The organism is Sphingomonas sandaracina, from assembly GCF_036663695.1.
Lineage (GTDB): Bacteria > Pseudomonadota > Alphaproteobacteria > Sphingomonadales > Sphingomonadaceae > Sphingomonas.
In genome coordinates, this window is the sequence record NZ_JAXOJK010000003.1 from 566,430 (window position 1) to 583,799 (window position 17,370).

The 17,370-nt window shown below is 64.8% G+C and carries 15 protein-coding genes; 6 read left to right on the plus strand and 9 right to left on the minus strand.

Annotated elements, in window-relative coordinates:
* Window positions 1-158 precede the first annotated feature (158 nt).
* The 3 genes from U1707_RS12100 to U1707_RS12110 form a co-directional block, all read right to left on the minus strand.
* A complete protein-coding gene (locus tag U1707_RS12100) occupies window positions 159-1,412 on the minus strand; it encodes an aminotransferase class V-fold PLP-dependent enzyme (protein WP_332800306.1) in 1,254 nt (417 codons plus the stop codon).
* On the minus strand, window positions 1,412-3,790 hold the full coding sequence (locus U1707_RS12105) for a TonB-dependent receptor plug domain-containing protein (RefSeq protein WP_332800307.1): 2,379 nt from the start codon (window positions 3,788-3,790) through the stop codon (window positions 1,412-1,414). Before U1707_RS12105 ends, U1707_RS12100 begins: the two co-directional genes overlap by 1 nt.
* Before the next feature lie 253 nt (window positions 3,791-4,043).
* The gene (locus U1707_RS12110; protein WP_332800308.1) at window positions 4,044-4,562 is read right to left on the minus strand and encodes an OmpA family protein; all 519 of its coding nucleotides are present in this window, start codon (window positions 4,560-4,562) and stop codon (window positions 4,044-4,046) included.
* A gap of 361 nt (window positions 4,563-4,923) precedes the next feature.
* Between U1707_RS12110 and U1707_RS12115 the strand changes: the two genes are divergently transcribed.
* Together U1707_RS12115 and U1707_RS12120 are read left to right on the plus strand one after the other, a co-directional pair.
* Window positions 4,924-5,355: a hypothetical protein gene (locus U1707_RS12115; RefSeq protein WP_332800309.1), complete on the plus strand. Its 432-nt coding sequence runs from the start codon at window positions 4,924-4,926 to the stop codon at window positions 5,353-5,355.
* A 68-nt stretch (window positions 5,356-5,423) separates the two neighbouring features.
* Window positions 5,424-6,068, plus strand: coding sequence for a TetR/AcrR family transcriptional regulator (locus U1707_RS12120; protein WP_332800310.1), 645 nt, complete (start codon window positions 5,424-5,426; stop codon window positions 6,066-6,068).
* A 46-nt stretch (window positions 6,069-6,114) separates the two neighbouring features.
* Here the strand turns inward: U1707_RS12120 and U1707_RS12125 are convergent, their stop codons facing one another.
* From U1707_RS12125 to U1707_RS12140, 4 genes are all read right to left on the minus strand, one after another.
* A complete protein-coding gene (locus tag U1707_RS12125; RefSeq protein ID WP_332800311.1) occupies window positions 6,115-7,458 on the minus strand; it encodes an MFS transporter in 1,344 nt (447 codons plus the stop codon).
* A 160-nt stretch (window positions 7,459-7,618) separates the two neighbouring features.
* Complete coding sequence (locus U1707_RS12130; protein ID WP_332800312.1) at window positions 7,619-9,418, minus strand: alpha-amylase family glycosyl hydrolase; 1,800 nt, start codon at window positions 9,416-9,418, stop codon at window positions 7,619-7,621.
* A 14-nt stretch (window positions 9,419-9,432) separates the two neighbouring features.
* Entirely contained in the window at window positions 9,433-11,970 is a 2,538-nt protein-coding gene (locus tag U1707_RS12135) for a TonB-dependent receptor domain-containing protein (RefSeq protein ID WP_332800313.1), read from the minus strand.
* A 97-nt stretch (window positions 11,971-12,067) separates the two neighbouring features.
* Window positions 12,068-13,096 (minus strand): LacI family DNA-binding transcriptional regulator, encoded by a 1,029-nt coding sequence (locus tag U1707_RS12140; RefSeq protein ID WP_332800314.1) that lies wholly within the window; start codon window positions 13,094-13,096, stop codon window positions 12,068-12,070.
* A 287-nt stretch (window positions 13,097-13,383) separates the two neighbouring features.
* On the opposite strand from U1707_RS12140, the gene U1707_RS12145 reads away from it, so the two are divergent.
* Window positions 13,384-14,043: a UPF0149 family protein gene (locus tag U1707_RS12145; protein ID WP_332800315.1), complete on the plus strand. Its 660-nt coding sequence runs from the start codon at window positions 13,384-13,386 to the stop codon at window positions 14,041-14,043.
* Between the two features lie 150 nt (window positions 14,044-14,193).
* Entirely contained in the window at window positions 14,194-14,565 is a 372-nt protein-coding gene (locus U1707_RS12150; RefSeq protein ID WP_332800316.1) for a hypothetical protein, read from the plus strand.
* On the opposite strand, the gene U1707_RS12155 is transcribed toward U1707_RS12150, so the two are convergent.
* Together U1707_RS12155 and U1707_RS12160 are read right to left on the minus strand one after the other, a co-directional pair.
* Window positions 14,554-15,207, minus strand: a complete 654-nt coding sequence (locus tag U1707_RS12155; protein WP_332800317.1) for a pyridoxine/pyridoxamine 5'-phosphate oxidase — start codon at window positions 15,205-15,207, stop codon at window positions 14,554-14,556. The two genes, U1707_RS12150 and U1707_RS12155, sit on opposite strands and share 12 nt — an antisense overlap.
* 76 nt (window positions 15,208-15,283) lie before the next feature.
* Window positions 15,284-15,904, minus strand: a complete 621-nt coding sequence (locus tag U1707_RS12160) for an NUDIX domain-containing protein (protein WP_332800318.1) — start codon at window positions 15,902-15,904, stop codon at window positions 15,284-15,286.
* Between the two features lie 113 nt (window positions 15,905-16,017).
* Between U1707_RS12160 and U1707_RS12165 the strand changes: the two genes are divergently transcribed.
* A complete protein-coding gene (locus tag U1707_RS12165) occupies window positions 16,018-16,773 on the plus strand; it encodes a DeoR/GlpR family DNA-binding transcription regulator (RefSeq protein ID WP_332800319.1) in 756 nt (251 codons plus the stop codon).
* 239 nt (window positions 16,774-17,012) lie between these two features.
* Window positions 17,013-17,222, plus strand: a complete 210-nt coding sequence (locus tag U1707_RS12170; protein ID WP_332800320.1) for a hypothetical protein — start codon at window positions 17,013-17,015, stop codon at window positions 17,220-17,222.
* Window positions 17,223-17,370: the final 148 nt, after the last annotated feature.

A 17,370-nucleotide genomic window follows, 5' to 3' on the forward strand; every position in this document is an offset into this window, starting at 1 on the left:
GTAAAAATGTTGCATTTTTGCCTCACCCGGATCGGGGTATGTTTCGGCCTAGCGAGGCCGCCGTTCCCCATATCGAGAACATTGCCGCAGCATGGCTATGGTCAGGCTGAAGGGGGCAACGAAAGACCGTCCGAACTTCAGCTATCTGCGGGCGGATGTCATGTCGTTACGTGGGGAAGCGCGGCCGCCAGCGCATCCATGTCCGCCATCGTGTTGAACAACGCGGGCGTGACCCGCACGCAGGAGCCCGTAGCTGGCCCATCGCGGTGGACGGTGAAGATCCCGAACCGATCGAGCAGCGTCTTCGCGACCGCGACATTGTCCGCCGTGCTGGTCTTGCCGGCCACGCGGAACGCCGTGATGCCGCCGTGCAGCGCGGGATCGTCGGGCGTCAGGACCTCGATACCGGGTATCGTGCGAGCCCGCGCGACCCAGCGATCGCGGAGTGCGGCGAGCCGGTCGGCGCGGCGCTTGCTGCCGATCATGTCCTGAAACGCCAGCGCGGCCGGCACCGTGAGGGGGGCGGCGACATCGAGCGTGCCGGTATGGATGCGCGCGTTGATGGTATCGCGATCGGAGGCCGGGTTGGCGGGATCGCGGTCGATCGCCGACAGTGCCGCCCGGCGGATATGGATCGCGCCGACGCCCAGCGGCGCGCCGAGCCATTTGTGGCAGTTGATGCCGACATAGTCGCAGTTGAGATCGGCCAGCGTCATGTCGAGCTGACACCAGCTATGCGCTGCATCGACGATGGTGGCGATCCCGCGCGCACGGGCCATCGCCGCGATTTCGCGGACCGGCAGGACAAGGCCGGTGCGGTGGCTCAGATGCGTCAGCAGGATCAGCTTCAGCCGCGGGTTCGCCTCCATCGCCGCGGCATAGGCGTCGATCAGCGACTGGCGCGTCGCCGGTTGCGGGAGCGCGAGCTTCACGACGGAGACGCCGCGCCGTGCGCGCAGGCTTTCCATGCAAGCCTGCATGCTGTCGTAATCGAGATCGGCATAGAGCACCGCGTCGCCGGGCGTCAGCGCGTTATACCCGAGGATCAGCGCCTTCAGCGCTTCCGTCGCGTTGCGGGTGAAGGCGATCTCGTCCGTCGGCACCCGTACCGCGGCGGCCAGCGCATCGCGCGCCGCCACCCAGTCCTTCATCATGCCGCGTCGGGTATAATAGCTCGTGTCGCGGTTCACCCGTTCGAGATTGCGTTCATAGGCCTGCAGGACGGGCCGCGCCATCATCCCCCAATTGCCGTTTTCGAGATGGATGACCGCGCGGGTGGAGTCATACTGCGCGGCGATGGTCTTCCAGAACGCGGCGTCGTCGGTCGCCGCCGACAGGGCCGCCCCCGCCGGAGCGCCGGCCAGCGCGGCGGCACCGGTCAGGAACAGGCGGCGATCGACGAGCCCGGTCATCAGAAACGCATTCCCAACCGCACATAATATTGCCCGCCATCGGTATCGTATGGGGCGTTGCGCGAATAGATCAGACCGCGCACCGCCTGGTTGGTGGCTTCGTCGGGATAGGTATTGGCGACGTTCTCCGCCCCTACCCGCAGCGTGAAATGTTCGTTGAAGTTATAGGCGGCCGACACGTCGAACAGCGCGATGCCACCGAAGCGCTGGAACAGTTCGCCGGTCGCGTTGCCGGTGACGTCGGTCCAGGCCCCGTAATAGCGCGCCCGCGCGAGCAGCGCGACCGGGCCGATGTCATAGCCGAGCGTCGCGGTGCCGTTGTGCTTGGGCAGCCGCTCTTCGAAGATCCGCCGCTGCGTTTCGTTGGGGATCGCCGCGCTGGTGCCGCTGCGCACCTTGGTCTGGTTATAGTTATAGGCGAGGCTCAGATTGGCGCGGCCTGGTCCGACGCGGTGGCCATAGCCGATCACCGCATCGATGCCGCGCGTCCGGGTGTCGAAGTCGTTGGTGAAATAACTGACCGCGGTAAAGCGTTGCGGATTGGCGAAACTGGCCGGAACTGCAAAGGTCCGCGACTGGCTGAACCGGTTGTCGACATCGATCTGGTAGAGATCGACGCTGGCGGTCAGGCCGAAACGGCTCTGGAAGGTAAGGCCGGCGGTCGCGGTCTTCGACGTCTCGGGCGTCAGCGGCGTGGCGCCTAATGCGACGGCGAGCGGATCGCTGGGCGACAGCCGCCCCTGGTTGAACACCTGGAGCGTCGTGGTGTCGAGCCCCTGCGTGGTCTGCGACGTGTTGAGCTGCGCCGGCGTCGGCGCGCGGAAGCCGGTGGAATAGGTGCCGCGTGCGGCGATTCCCTTTACCGGCTCGATGCGCGCCGACAGCTTGTAGTTGAAGGTATCGCCGAATGCCGAGAAGTCTTCGTACCGGCCGGCCGCGCCGAGCGTCACGATCTCGACCGGCTGCCATTCCAGATCGAGATAACCGGCATAGCTGGTCTGGTCGAACGTTCCCGCCAGGCTGGGGCTGAAACCGGGAAAGCCGTTGGAGTTGGGGGCAAGACCGCTCGCCGCGCCCGCGCCGATCGCATAGGATGCCGGATCGCCCGCCGACACCTGATAGGTTTCGCGGCGACGTTCGGCGCCGAACGCGACGTTGACCGGCGCCGCCGTGCCGACCGGCAGGCGATAGACGAAGTCGGCGTTCAGGTTGAATTCGCGCTGTTCGAGGCGGCCGAGATAGAAGCTGGTGGGACTTGCCGGCCCGAGCGAGGCGTTCAGGCTCTCGTTCAGCGTATAGTCGATCCGGCTGCGCCCGACGGCCGCGCTCAGGTCGTAGCTGAACCGGTCGCTCAGATCCCCGCGCAGGCCGGCGTCGCCCTGATAGTCGCTATAGGTCGTGCCGAAGCGCGGCGAGAAGCCGACCGGATAGACGCTGTTGAACGAGAAGCCGGGGAACGCCGCGCTGGCGCCATAGACGCTGCTGGTGCCCGCCGGATTGCGCCAGTTGAAGTCGGTGACGCCTTCGCCGCTTTGCGCGGTGCCGAAGACGTAGAGCTTGGCGGCATCGCTGAACGCATAGCTCGCGTCGAGCGCACCGCGGATGCGTTCTTCGTCGGGCTGGCCCCAGCGCTGTACCGGGTTGGGCACCGCGAGCGTCGGGTTGGCCGCCTGAAACGCGATGGCATCGGGGCGCTGACGCGTCCGCGAGGTCGCTTCGCTGTGGTCGTATTCGCCGGTGACGACGATCGTACCGCGATCGCCGAGCGCGATGCCGCCGCGTGCGCCGGTCTGATATTCCTTGCCGTCGCCTTTGTAATATTGCGAGAACTGGCTGAACGCCTCCATTCCTACGCTGTCGTCGAGGATGATGTTGACGACGCCGGCGATCGCGTCCGAGCCATATTGTGCCGACGCGCCGTCGCGCAGCACCTCGATCCGCTTGATCGCGAGCGACGGGATGCTGGCCAGATCGGGCGCCTGCGCACCGCGCGTTCCGAGCAGGGCGGAGCGGTGATAGCGCTTGCCGTTGACCAGCACGAGCGTCTGATCCGCGGACAGGCCGCGCAGGGTGGCAGGCCGCACGAACGCCTGGCCGTCGGCGGCGGGCAGCCGCTGGACGTTGAACGACGGCAGCAGCTGCGCCAGCGTATCGGACAGATCGCCCGACACACTCGACCGCACGGCATCGCCCGACAGCACGTCGACCGGCGCGAGGGTTTCGAACTGCGTGCGCGACCGGTCGCGCGTGCCGGTGACGACGATCTGGTTCTCATCGCTCGGCTGGGCTGCGGTCGATGACTGGTCCTGTGCGGTCTGCGCCAGCGCAGGCGTAGCGGCGAGCAGCACGACGAGCGCGCTGCTGGTGATGAATTTCATGATGCCCCTGAAAGTTGCCAGCTTGCGTCCGCCGGTTCGGGGGGCGTCTATCCCGTGCGCTTTTCGTTGTGATGACGAAACGGCGGCACTTAAATGACTGTTGGTTTGCAAGGACCCGGATGGACGGCTTGAGCGTCTGGAACTGGGGATCGATTCCGACCCGCAAACGTCCGGTTGCGATGCGCGCTACCGGGCAGCTTGCGGCCATTTGAGCCATTCACCGCGGACGAGTGCACGGATGCCTCCACGAAGATCAACGCTTTTCGATCACTACTTCCAATCTGGCTTCGTATTGCCCGTCGTGGACCTGCCTGGAGGCGATGATCTCGCTGTCCGTTGCCCCACGGAATGACAGTCGACGCGCGTCGATTCCCGATCGCTGCAAATAATCATAGAGCCATTTGGCGCGCGCTACTGCTATTTCGCCGGCTGAATGGGCTGGCACCGTTTTCTCGGTATATCCGACGATCTCTACATTCGCCTTGGGATAGGCGTTCAGTATTTTGACGAAGCTGGAAAGCTCGGATGCATCCACGTTCTTTGGCACAGCGGACGACGCGTAGAATTGATCGCCGCCAGCGTCGAACCGGCGTGTCCCGGGTGTAGGGTCATCGATCCAGTCCACGAGCGTGGCATCTATCGAACCATTCGGCGCAAACACGACGCTGCCGTTGTTGAGGATCGCCAGCTGAGCCGCACCGGGCGGGGCTTGATCCACTGTTTTTGCGGCCCGTTCGTGCAGGATGTAACCCGCCAGCAGGTAGAATGACACGCACGCTGCGACGAGGACTCCGAACGATATCGCGACGACGCGACGGCTTGGTAACGCTGATCGACCATGAGCCATGTTCAAGCCTCCTCAAAGGGCGACGTGACGATCGTCGCGGATCCGCGGGTCGCGGGCCACGACCGTCTTACGCTCGGCAACGCTGCTCGCGATAAATGCGTACTAATAAGTACGGTTTTGTTTGACACCGCGCCTGCGCCGCGTCAATAAATATCTGTACCGACAAGTACGGTCTTCGGGAATGTTTGTTGGCATCTGCGATCAGATGCGGGGAAGCCTGGTTCGGCATTCGAACCGTTCGTCGCCGCCGGCGCGCCCGAGAGAGTCCCCGAGCATGAGGTCCACGATGATGCACGTGTTGCGGCAAGAGGGGGTTGATGGCGGCGAACATGACAATGGAGATGCCGACGTCGGCCGAGCGAGCCAGCCCGCGATCGACACGACACCCGACCGCGAAGCACAAAGGCGCGAGGTTCTTCGCTTTGGCATCTATGAGCTCGCGGCGATCCATTTGGGTGCCGGCGACGATCCCGCGACGTGGCGAAAGCAGGGCGTGATCGCCACGATCTGGCGCAGGATATTCGGAAGCGCGCGCCGTAATGCTCTGGCCGATCCGAGACTTGAAACGCTACGCAGGACCGCGATGTTGTCGCGTGAACCCGGCCTGCTGACCGATGTCGATCGCAGGATGTTCATCGAACAGGGTTTCACCGAATATCAGCTGTCGGTGATTGAGAAGATTGCGTCACGCCGTCGCAGTCGCGAGAGCAGGTCCTAGGCTGCGCGCTTGCTGACTGCGCCTGTTAACAGGAAAATGTACCCTATGGTACAGCTATGGAATTACCGATGACCGAGCGCCCGGCGGGCAAGCGAGAGACGAACAAGCAGGACCGGCGACAGGCCATCATCGACGCCGCCCGCCGATCGTTCCTGGGGGAGGGTTATGCAGCGACCTCTATGTCGGGTTTGCTGAAGATTCTGGGGGGATCCAAGGCGACGCTCTGGAGCTATTTCCGATCGAAGGAGGAGCTGTTCGCGGCGGTGATCGAGAATCTCGCCTCGGGCATCAGCGACGAACTCGAAAGCGGGTTGCTCGGGACCGCGGACCTGGAGGGGACCCTCGCCACGTTCCTGGCGCGGTTAATGGAAAAGACCGCGCTGCCCGATACGGTTGCGGCGTGGCGGCTGATCGTCGGCGAAAGCGGGCGATTTCCCGAACTCGGACGGATTTTCTACGAACAGGCGGCCAGGCGCGTCGAAACGTCGCTCGCTGCGTATCTGAGGGATCAGGTCGCCGCCGGCCGGCTGCGCGACGAGAATCCGAACAGGATGGCGCAGATCCTGATGGGCTTCTGCTCGGATCGCCAGAACAAGATGCTCTGGGGCGTGGCCTCGGCGGATGGAGATGATCTCGACGCCGATGCCGCCCTATTCACGCGCTATTTCCTTCGCCTGTTCGGAACCGGAACAACGATCGAACCGTCAGTCTGATACGCGCGGGTCCGGGTCATTCGGTTTATCCATCCCTCAGCGTTCGTCATCGATGGGGGCGGTTTTCGACAAGGGTGTCGTTCCGGCCCATCGCGACACGGGTCGTCGCGATCGCGCCCAGGATCATCAGCGCGCCGCCGAGATACAGGATGTTGCGCGGTTCGCCGCCCAGCAGCGAATGGTAGAACAGCGGCACGGTCAGGCTCTCGATGATCATCGGGATGACGATGAACATATTGAAGATGCCCATGTAGACGCCGTTGCGCTCGGGCGGGATCATGTCGATCAGCATGATGTACGGATTGCCCATCATGCTCGCCCAGCCGATGCCGATGCCCAGCATCGCCACGAACAGCGCGGGCTCGGTACGCAAGCCCGGGATCGCCAGCATCGCCACGCCCGATGCGAGCAGGCACGCGGCATGCGCGCTCTTCGCGCCCCAGCGGCGGGCGAGCGGGACCAGTGCGATCGCCGCGACGAACGCCACCGCATTGTAGAACGCGCCCAATTGCCCGACGGTCAGCACGGTATCGCGGAACGCCGCGCTCTTGGCATCTGCCGTGCCGTGCAGCGACCGCGCGACCGCAAACGTGATGAACTGCCAATAAGCAAACATCGCATACCATTGGCACAGCATCGCGAGCGCCAGCTGCCGCATCGGCTTCGGCATCTCGACCAGCGCGGTCTTGAGGTCACGCAGCGTGCCGCCGAGCGTCAGTGGTTCCTTCGCCAGCCGCGCCTGCTCTTCGGCGGGCAGCGGCAGTTCGGGGACGCGCAAAACCGACCAGAGTATCGTCGCCAGCGACAGCACCGCGCCGATCAGGAAGGCAATGCGCGTGATGTCGGGGATGCCGTTGCCGTCGACGGCATCCTTGTTGAAGCCGATCCACACCAGCAGCGACGGCGCCAGATACGAGAGCGTCTGCGCGAGACCGGTAAACGCCGACTGCGTCAGGAACCCCGCCGCACGCTGGTCGTCGGGGAGGCGATCGCCGACATAGGCGCGGTACGGCTCCATCGTCACGTTGTTGGCCGCATCGAGCACCCACAACAGGCTGGCCGCGACCCACAGGGTCGGGCTGTACGGCATCGCCAGCAGGCACAGGCTGCACAGCACCGCGCCGATCAGGAAATAGGGCGTGCGGCGGCCGATCCGCGTCGAGGTCCGGTCGCTCATCGCGCCGATCAGCGGCTGGATCAGCAGCCCGGTCATCGGCCCGGCGAGCCACAGCAACGGCAGGCTCGCCTCGTCGGCGCCGAGATAGCCGTAGATGGGCGCCATGTTGGCCTGTTGCAGACCGAACGAGAATTGCAGCCCCAGGAAGCCGAGGTTCATCTCGATCAGTCGCATGAGCGACAGGCGAGGCTTGGTCATGAGGCCGAGGTTCATTGTCATGCCTCCAAAGCCCATTCAGGATCATACCCTTGCCACGATCGGGACTCAGATACTTGCTGTTCCCCCGCGAAAGCGGGGGTCCAGGAGCCAAGAACGCTACCGCTTGGTACCCTGGGCTCCCGCCTTCGCGGGAGAACGGAAGTGGTTGGGCGGTTCACGCTGCGGAACCTGCCCAGAGGACGCCCCAGGGTTCGACGACAAGCGTGCCTCCGCAAAGCTGTTCCAACAAGCGATCCTGCCAGCCCGCCAGGTCATCGACTTGCACAGCAGCGTCGGAGAAGTTCAGGAACACCCGGTCACTCCCGCAGCCGATCCCGAGCAGGGCAGGGGAGCCAGTGGCGATCGCCACAGGCGAGCCAGCCCCGCCACTCGCGATCCGAGCGGCTCGCAATGCGGCTAGATCACCGCTGATCCGTTGCGCCGCGGAACCGTCGAGCGCCGCCCAATCCATGTCCGGTCGGTGTAGCCAGCGACCTTCATGCGCCCGCTCCGGGTCGCCCAGATAGCTCGTGTCGTTCAGCAGCCCCGCCTCGTCGCCCATGTACGTTGTCGCCAGACCGCCACTTGCGATCGACAGCGCGTTGAGCAGAGCGATGCGCCGAAACGCCATCTCCCGAGCCTTTTCGTCCTCGGCCGCTTCAAGTCCCGCCAACGACGCCATCGTCCCGTTCGAGCCATGCAGCACCGACCCGTCCGACTGGAACGGCGCACCGCGCGCCCAGCTGCCATCGCCGCCTTCGAGGAACCGCGCCGCGATCTTCAACCGCGCGACCGGATCCGGATCGATCCCAGCGAGGTCGCCGATCACAGCACCCCAGCCGATATCGTCATGGCACCGTGCATAGCTCAGCCAGTTCGCACCACGCGGCAACCCGCCGCTTGCTTCGATGATCGCGTGGGGCAGGGCGGCGGACTGCTCGGCGAGCGCGATCCAGCCCGCGACCATCAGCGAATTGTTATAGACCAGATGGCATTCGGGCTCGAACCCGCCATCCCAATCCGCGCCTTCGTCCGCGCCGAAATACGGCGGGACCAGCGCGGTCGGGACGATCGCCTCGGCCTTCAGCAACGTCGCGGGCGCGACGATGTCGAGCGCGGCGCGCAAAGCCCGGACGATGAAATGTGCCTCTGGCCGGTTGCGGCAATCGGTGCCGATCTGCTTCCACAGGAAGGCGATCGAATCCAGCCGGAACGCCTCGAAGCCATGGTTCGCCAGCCGCAGCATCGTATCGACGATCGCCAGCATGACCTCGGGATTGGACCAGTTCAGGTCCCATTGGAATGGGTAGAAGGTCGTCCAGACCTGCCCGCCCAATGCCGGTACCGCCGTGAAGTTGCCCGGCGCGGTGGTAGGGAATACTTCCGGCAGCGCGGCTTCATACGCCTGCGCTTCGGGTTCGCTCAGCACATGATAGAAGGCGCGGTAGTGCGGATCGCCGGCCAGCGCGGCCTTCGCCCACGCATGATCGTCGGCGGTATGGTTCAGGGCGAGGTCGACGCACAGGCTGATCCGTCCCTCGCGCAACCGCGCGGTGAGCCGCTCGACGTCCGCCATCGTTCCCAAACGGGGTTCGATCGCCAGATAGTCCGCGACCGCAAAGCCGCCGTCACTGTCGCCCTCGCGCGCCTTCAGCAATGCGAGCAGGTGCAGGTATCGGACGCCTAGCGATTCGAGGTGATCGACCTTGCCGATCAGCCCCTCGACCGTGCCAGCGAACCGGTCGACATAGGTCGAGTATCCGAGCATGTCGGGCGCGACGAACCAGTCGGGATCAGCCAGTCGCGCCTCGTCGAGCGCGACCATCGCCGCCGGCCGTTCGCTCGCCCGGTCGCCGAGGATCGTCTCCATCCGCGGCCAGAGCGCCGCCAGTCGATCGGAACCGTATAGCCGTTCGAGCTGGCGTTTGAGCAGGGGGGCGAGCGCGTCGAGCCGCCGTTCCGAAGACACTGTCACGCTCACCCGCCCGATCAGAAGCCGACGCGGACCGCGGCGGAGATCGTCCGGCCGGTGATCGAGCGCGCACGGACGATGCCGTTGGTCGGGATCGCGCCCTCCTCGGCTTCGGTGATGCCCTTCACGTCGAACAGGTTGTTGCCGTTGACCGACAGCGTGACGTTCTCGGCCGGGCGTACCGACACATAGGCGTTGACCTGCGTATAGCCGGGCATCTTCAGGACGTTGTTGTCCTGCGAGAAGCTGTCCGTGGTGCCGATCACGTTCGCGCCGACGGTCAGCCGGCCGACATCGACCTGCGGGGTCGCCTGGAAGATGAACTTGGCCTGGCGACGCGGGCGATTGCCCTCGACCGCGGGGTTCAGCACGTCCTTGGTGATCTCGGCATCGGTGTAGGTGCCGCCCGCCGATAGCGAGAACGGCCCGCGTGCGATGCGGCCTTCGAGCTCGACGCCCTTGGCTTCATATTCGCGGTTGAAGAAACGCTGCGTCGTCGCCTCGAAATTCTGCTCCTCGGTGCGCGCCCAGAAGCCGGTGGCGTAGAGCGACAGGCCGTTCTGGCGGAACTTGAACCCGCCTTCGAGCTGGCGGACGAAATCGACCGCGGCGCCTTCGTCGGTCAGGCCTCCGGTGGTGGTGTTGATCGACGGGCCGAACAACAGGCGATCGGCGTTGGCGCGACCGCCGCGGCTGTAGCGGGCGAACACCGCGGTGCTGTTGGTCAGGCGATAGTTCACGCCGCCTGAGTACGACAAATAGTCGTAATTGTAGTTGAGCGGCGACCGGACGTTGGGGATCACCGCGACCTGACGCTCGGGGGCGGAGATCACGCCATCGCCGTTGATGTCGAACGTCGTGATGCCACTGCCGAAGCCCGCACCCAGGTCGGCGCCGGCGACGCTGCCGCGGGCCCGACCGAAATCGTAGCGCAGCGAGCCATCGATGTTGAAGCGGCCGATCTCCAGACCGAGCTGCGCGAACGGGGCATAGGTCGTGTAGTCGAGATCGTACGACCGGCGGCAGCAATTGCCGAAGCCGCTCGCCGAATAGCCCGGCACGCCGTTCTGCGTCACCGGCGCGCCCGCCGCGGTGCGGATGTCGACGAGCTGCGAGCGGCCGTCATCGGCGACCGTCTGGACGAACGAGTTCCACAGCCAGTCGGTCTTGATGTCCTGACGCGAGGCGTAGAAGCCGCCGGTGATCGCCAGCGTTCCCGAGCCGAGCGGCACCGAACCGTTAAGGCGGATGTCGTTGGTGATGTTGTTGAGGCTCTTCAGGTCGACGTCGAACAGCACGACGTTCGCGAGCAGGCCGTTGCCGTTGAGCGACGCCGGGTTGGCGATCCGCTGGCCGTTCTGCGATCCGCTGGCGTAGAAGAGCTGTGCGCCGGCGCCACCGAGGCCGTTGGCGATGGTCTGCGCGGAATCCACGGCGGACGGGAAGGGCGAGGTGAAGCCGCCCGAGATATCCGAATAGCGGAACCGCTCGACGATGTTCCAGCCGTCCGCGACCGGGATCTGCGTCTCGAGGCCGGCCGAATAGACGACCGGGTGCTGGCCGTCGGCGATCGAGCGCGTGACGGGCTGATTGTTGCCGTCGAGCGTCTGCACGGTGCGGATGTTGCCGCTGTGCAGCGTGCCGTTGTTGATCGAGAAGTTGGTGATGTTGCTGTAGGTCGGGTCGCTGTTCGTGCCGCTCACCTGCACCGGGTTCGGGAGGTAGCCGATCGCGCGGTCGTCGAGATACTTGCCGTACAGCCGGACATAGCCGCCATTGCCGAACGACTTGGTGATGTTCGCCTTGAACTGGCCGCCCTTCACGCCGTCATAGCCGACCTGCCGCTGGCCGTCGCCGATCCGGTAGAAGCCGCCGAAATGATAGGTTAGCGTGTCGGACAGCTTGCCGCCCTGGTCGAAATCGACGCGGAATTCGCGGTAGTCGAGCCCGCTGGTCAGCTGGAACGCGCCGCCTTCCTGCTCGCCGGTCTTCGAGATGAAGTTGATGACGCCGCCTGGCGAGTTCGACGCGAAGGTCGAGGCCGAGCCGCCGCGGACCGACTCGATCGTCCGGACGTTGAAATCGGCGCGCAGGAAATTGTCCGCGTTGCCGAAGGTGATGTCGCCGAATTCGAGGATCGGCAGGCCGTCTTCCTGCAACTGCAGGAACTTCGACCCGCCCGATGCGACCGGCAGGCCGCGGACCGAGATGTTCGCGTTGCCGTCGCCGCCCGACGCCTCGACTCGGATGCCGGGCAGGTTGCGGAGCAGTTCGCCCGAGGTGCGCGGCGCAAGCTGGACCAGCGCATCCGAATTGATCGAGCTGGTCGTGATCGACGTGTTCAGCCGGTTGGTGCCGCGCGCGACCGCGGTCACGACGATGTCGTCCTGCGGTGCGTCGGCGGCGGGCGTTGCGGCAGCGGGCGTTGCAGCGGTATCAGGCGCGGGCGCGGCGGCGTCGACCTGTGGATCGGCCTGCGGTGCGGTCTGCGCGGCCCCTGCGGTGGCGAACGATGCGGCGGCGATGCCTGCCAGCAATGCGTGACGTACTTTCATGCGACCCTCCTACGCGATGGCTTTCTCAGAAGCCCAAGGCCGCCTCCTACCGCCGCCGCAATCAATTGCAATATTTTTTCGCAATCGATTGCAGGAATCAGGCGGACTGTCTCTTTATCAGCACGGGGGGAACGATTGCGGACTCTGCGGACTCGCCCGCGATACGTTTCAGCAGGCGATCGACCATCATGCCGGCACCCAGCGCAAGGTCCTGACGGATCGTCGTCAGCGAGGGCGACGTGTGCGCTGCCAGCGTGACGTCGTCATAGCCGATCACCGCGGTAGTGCCCGGAACGTCGATCCCGGCCTCCGCTAGCGCCCGCAGCACGCTCATCGCCGCGACGTCCGATGCAGCGAAGATCGCGTCGGGAACCGTGCCGCCGGTCACGTGCCGCGCGACGGCGGCATGCACCGCTTCGGGCATCATCGGTGTCGCCAGCACGTCGTGCGCCACGCCCGCATCACGCGCAGCGGCCGCGAACCCCACCAGTCGGTCCGCAAACTCCGGTGGGGCCGGGTCGCCGACGAACAGCAGCCGTTTCCGGCCTGACGCGATCAGATGCTCCGCCGCCATCCGACCGCCTGCGACATTGTCCGATCCGATCGTCAAATGATGCTGGTCCGGGCGATGCGCGCCCCACACGACCAGCGGACGATAGCGTTGTGCGACGCGGTCGATCACCGCGAACTGGTTCGACTGGCCGACCAGCAGCAGCCCGTCGATCCGTCCGCTGTCGACGACGCGCTCCAGCCAGTCGTCGGCATCGGGGATGACCCGCGACAACAGGATATCGTAACCGTGTTCGACCAGCAGGTCGGCAAGGAAGCCGAGCAGCGACACGAAGAACGGGTCCGTAAGATGCTGGGTCCTCGCGTGTCCCAAGGGCAGCACGAGGCCGATCGCCCCGGTGCTTTTCAGGCGCAGGTTGCGCGCAAGCTGGTTTGGCCGAACGTCATGCTCGCGCGCCAGTGCACGGATGCGCTCGCTGGTCTGTGCATTGACGGAGGAATGTCCCGCCAGCGCGCGCGAAACCGTCGCGGTCGAGACACCGGCCAGAGCGGCTAGATCGGCGAGTTTCACTGGCTTAGAATCCTCGTCGATACAGTTGGTAGGCGCGTCTGCCACAAGGCCGTAGTCCAGGTTCGTCGCGTGCGCGAGATCGAAGCGACCGGGTCTCTTTCCCCGCAAACCTGCAAGTCACCCGCGCGGTTGTGGGTGCGGCGCCAAAAACCACATCCTCCGCTGGTCGCGCTGCGCAAAAAGTCGGCCGCTGTAAATCTCGATCGATCCTGCTAGCGGACGTCCATGCTCATGATACGAAACAGGCACCGGACGACCATGACCGGAGGCGCGTTCGAGCGTCTCGCTGCTGCGGTGGCAGCGGCCGAGATGCGCCGACGCGACATCCGCCTGTGAAGCGATTCCCTTCGCGCTTCCGGCGCCTTGATGGCGCACTCGCCGACCTGGCCGTCGAGGAGCCGATGCTTCTCACCGAGCTCGACGGCTTTCTCACCGGGCTATTGGTTTGCCCGGAGACGATCCCACCGAGCGAGTGGATGACCGTCGTGTGGGGAGCCGAGGCCAACGGCGTCGCGCCGTTCGAGGATCCGCTGGACGTGCAATGGTTCGTCGACGCGGTAGCGGCGCGACGCGATGAGATCGCCCGCGATCTGGGCCGTGGCAAGCTTCAGCCGATCTTCGACGTCGATGAGCGCGATGGCGAGGTTCTTTGGGAGTATTGGATCGACGGTTTCGCCGAGGCGACGGCGTTACGCCCGGAAGCCTGGAAGGCCTTGGCCGACGACTCGGAGAGGGCGGCCGCGCAGTCGCGGTTGGCGACGCTGATCGCGGTCGCGCGGAACGAGAGCGACCTCGACAGCGTGGAGGTCAACGCGTTCCAGGACATTGCGGTGGCTGAACTGACAGACGCCGTCCAACGCCTGTACGCTGCGCATGCGCGCGTCGCCGGCACGACGTCGGTTGTCGCTGAGCCAACAACGGCTTCGAAAGTCGGCCGCAACGATCCGTGCCCTTGCGGGTCGGGGAAAAAGCACAAGCGTTGCTGTGGCTGACCGGGGTCGACCATTTCCAGATCGTGACGATCACCCTTAGCACGCGACAAGAAGTCCCCGTACTATGCGGGCGCTACGCAAAGCGACGAAATCGGTCTCGAATTGCTATGCCGAGCTCGATAGCTGGAGTGCCGCAACGAGGATTGTGGCATGACGGCGTGGCATCGGTCACGGCGTGCGGATTTCGGTTTGCGCGCCTCGGGACTTCTAATGTGCGGGATAGCGTATGCGGCTGTCGCGCGCCTGTGCGCGATGCACATCTCATCGCAGACCGCTGGCGCGCTTGCCTACGCCCTCGCCGTAACCGGATTCCTCGGGGCGAGTGCCGGCGGCGCGATGGCGATGCTCGGTCATCACCTCTTCGATGAAATCGAGGTCAGCGCGCGCTGGCGGCACCGGTCTCTTGAGATCATGCTGCCGTCGGAGACGTCGAAAGCGACGAATACTGCGGAACCCGCATTGCTAATGGTCGGACGGACCGCGGGCTTATCGATGCACTGGCCGCCGGGATCAGGGCCATAGCCGCTCCTTTTCCCAATCCTCGCTGTCGTTTATCCGGCGGTAGCGTAGGCGAATATGCCTGCGCTCTTCGTTCGCTTGCCAGAACTCGATCTCGTCTGGTCTGACCGCGTAAACGGCCCATGACTCTGCAACGATCGATGGATTGGTCTCGATACGACGACGCTGCTCGGCCAAGCCGACATCCAGCGTCCCGTCGTCATCCAGCACCTCGCTCTGACGCGCGAGCAATGCGCCTGCCCGCGATCCGATCGGACGGGAGAGGAAGTCCGCGTCGCTGGCCGCTCGGCTCAACTCGATGACCCGACCACGTAGGCGAACCTGCCGGCCGAGCGGTTGCCAGTAAAAGGTCAGCACGGCATGAGGGTGTGCGGCGATCTGCTGTCCTTTGGCACTGAATTTCGAGCTCGCAAAATGCCAGCCATCGGCGTCGAGATTTTTCAGGATCAGGACGCGAGCGTCCGGGCGGCCATGGGCATCGACCGTAGACAGGGTCATGGCATGCGCCTCAGGCACGCCAGCCCCGATGGCATGCATCAGCCATTCCTCGAACAGGATCGTCGGATCGTCGGGCGCGCCGTCGACGTCGAATTCTTCGAACGGTCCCGCTAGAGACTTCAAACGACGAAGCTGGTGTTTGATCAAGGTCGCCTCCTCCGGATCAATGGCGCCGGCTCCCGCTATAGACCTCGATCACTCAGGATCGAGGGCGGCGTGCGGATCAACGGTCGGCGTCGATCGAAACCGCATCACGGCGTTCTGTCGGGAACAGGTTCAGTGCCGCGTATTGCAGCAGCATGATGGTCTTGCCGTCCCTGATCTTACCCGACGCGATCATCGCCATGGCATCCTCGATATTCAGTTCGAGCACGGCGATATCCTCACCCTCGCCCTCGATTCCACCGTCCGCCGAGATGCGGTCGTCGGGGCGATACTCCGCAACGAAGAAATGCAGCCGTTCGGTGACCGAGCCAGGACTCATGAAGGCATCGAATATCTGTCGGACCTCGCGCAGTTGGAAGCCCGTTTCCTCCTCCGCTTCCGCACGGATGCGCGTTTCCGGCTCCGCTTGGTCGAGCAGTCCTGCGGGCGCTTCGATCAACAGATCGTCGTGCCCGTTGACGAAGGCCGGATAGCGGAATTGCCGGGTGAGGATGACCGTCCGCCGATGGGGATCGTACAGCAGGATGGCCGCCCCGTTGCCGCGGTCATAGGTCTCCCGCGATTGCTGCTGCCAGCGTCCATCGTTGCGCAGATATGCGAAGGTCGTCTTTTTCAGGACGTACCAGTCGTTAGACAGGACCGTTACGTCCTCGACACGGATGCGGTGGGCGATACTCATTCTCGAACCTCGTACGGCGGCAAGCGAGGCAGGTGCGCTGCCCTCGATTTCACGCGGTATTTCGTGCATTAACGCGCAAAGTCAAGCAACATCATGCATAGGGAGAGCCATCCGTGTTGACGACAGAACGTAAGGCACTGATTCGGCGCGTACTCCGCCGTGACGGCCGACTGGTAGCCAAGGCGTTCAGCCAGGAGGTCGGCGTCTCGGAGGACACGATTCGTCGCGATCTGCGCGAACTTGCGGCCGAAGGCGTCTTGCAAAGGGTTCATGGCGGCGCTCTGCCATCCTCGCCGGCGACGGCGGATTTCGGCGAACGCGAGGGGGCTGCCTCATCGGCGAAGCGTACGCTCGCGCGGATTGCGGCGGGCCTGATACGCCCGGGCCAGATCGTCTTTCTCGATGGCGGCACGACGAACGTTCAGCTCGCGCGTCATCTATCGTACGATCTCAAGGCCACCGTCGTCACCCACAGCCCGAGCATTGCTGTCGAACTGGCGCGACACCCCCTTGTCGAGGTCGACCTGATCGGCGGACGCCTCTTCAAGCATTCGGTCGTCGCGGTGGGGTCGGCGACCGCGGAGGCGATCGCCCGGATCCGCATCGACACCTTTTTCATGGGCGTGACGGGCCTCCATCCCGAAACTGGTGCGACGACCGGTGACGGGGAAGAGGCGTCGATCAAACGGCTGATCGCGCGTCAATCCGCCGAGACGATCGTGCTGGCAACGCGTGAGAAGCTCGGCGCAGCATCGCCGTACACTATCCTGCCGTTGACCGAGATAGCGGCACTCGTGACGGAACCGGGGCTGCCTGACCCGTTACTCGAGCCCTTCCGATCGCACGCGATCCAGATCGTCGTCGAGTGATCCGGTTCTAGTCGGACATACTCGCGCGCGAGGGGCGTCGGCCCTGAAGCACTGCGTGATTAGGCAGCTCGATCGCATCGCCTGACATCCGTCAGCTTACAACGCCTCGATTCAGGTCGAGAAGGCATCGGGCGCGTTGATTACCGCCCTGACTATGGGCCGTCGGCGCCAACGATCGGCTGCGTATTTGATGCCGTCGCGCATTGACCGGAACCGGTATCCGCGACCATCGGGTGTTCATGACGAAGAGCAAGGGACGCACCGGCGCACATGCGCGCGCCAATATCCAGCCGCCGCCGACAGCCGCCGAGCTTGAGGCGGCAAAGCGAGAGGCCGTGCAGATCGAAGGGCGGCTTGCCGGCCTGGCGTCCGGGCACCCCTCGGTGAAAATCTGGAAGGCCCGGCTCCGCTCGGCTCAGGCCGTCATCGCGCGGGCGCCACGCGACTGAGTGGCTGCGGGATTTAGTATCTCGGCTATCCGTGCCCTTCGCTGCCGTTGGGTTTATCGGCGTAGCCGAGATGACAGCTTTCGGCATAACCTGCGGATCAAGTCAGGCGGGCGCCATGCGCCGATAGTATCTGGCCCCTAAAGGCCGG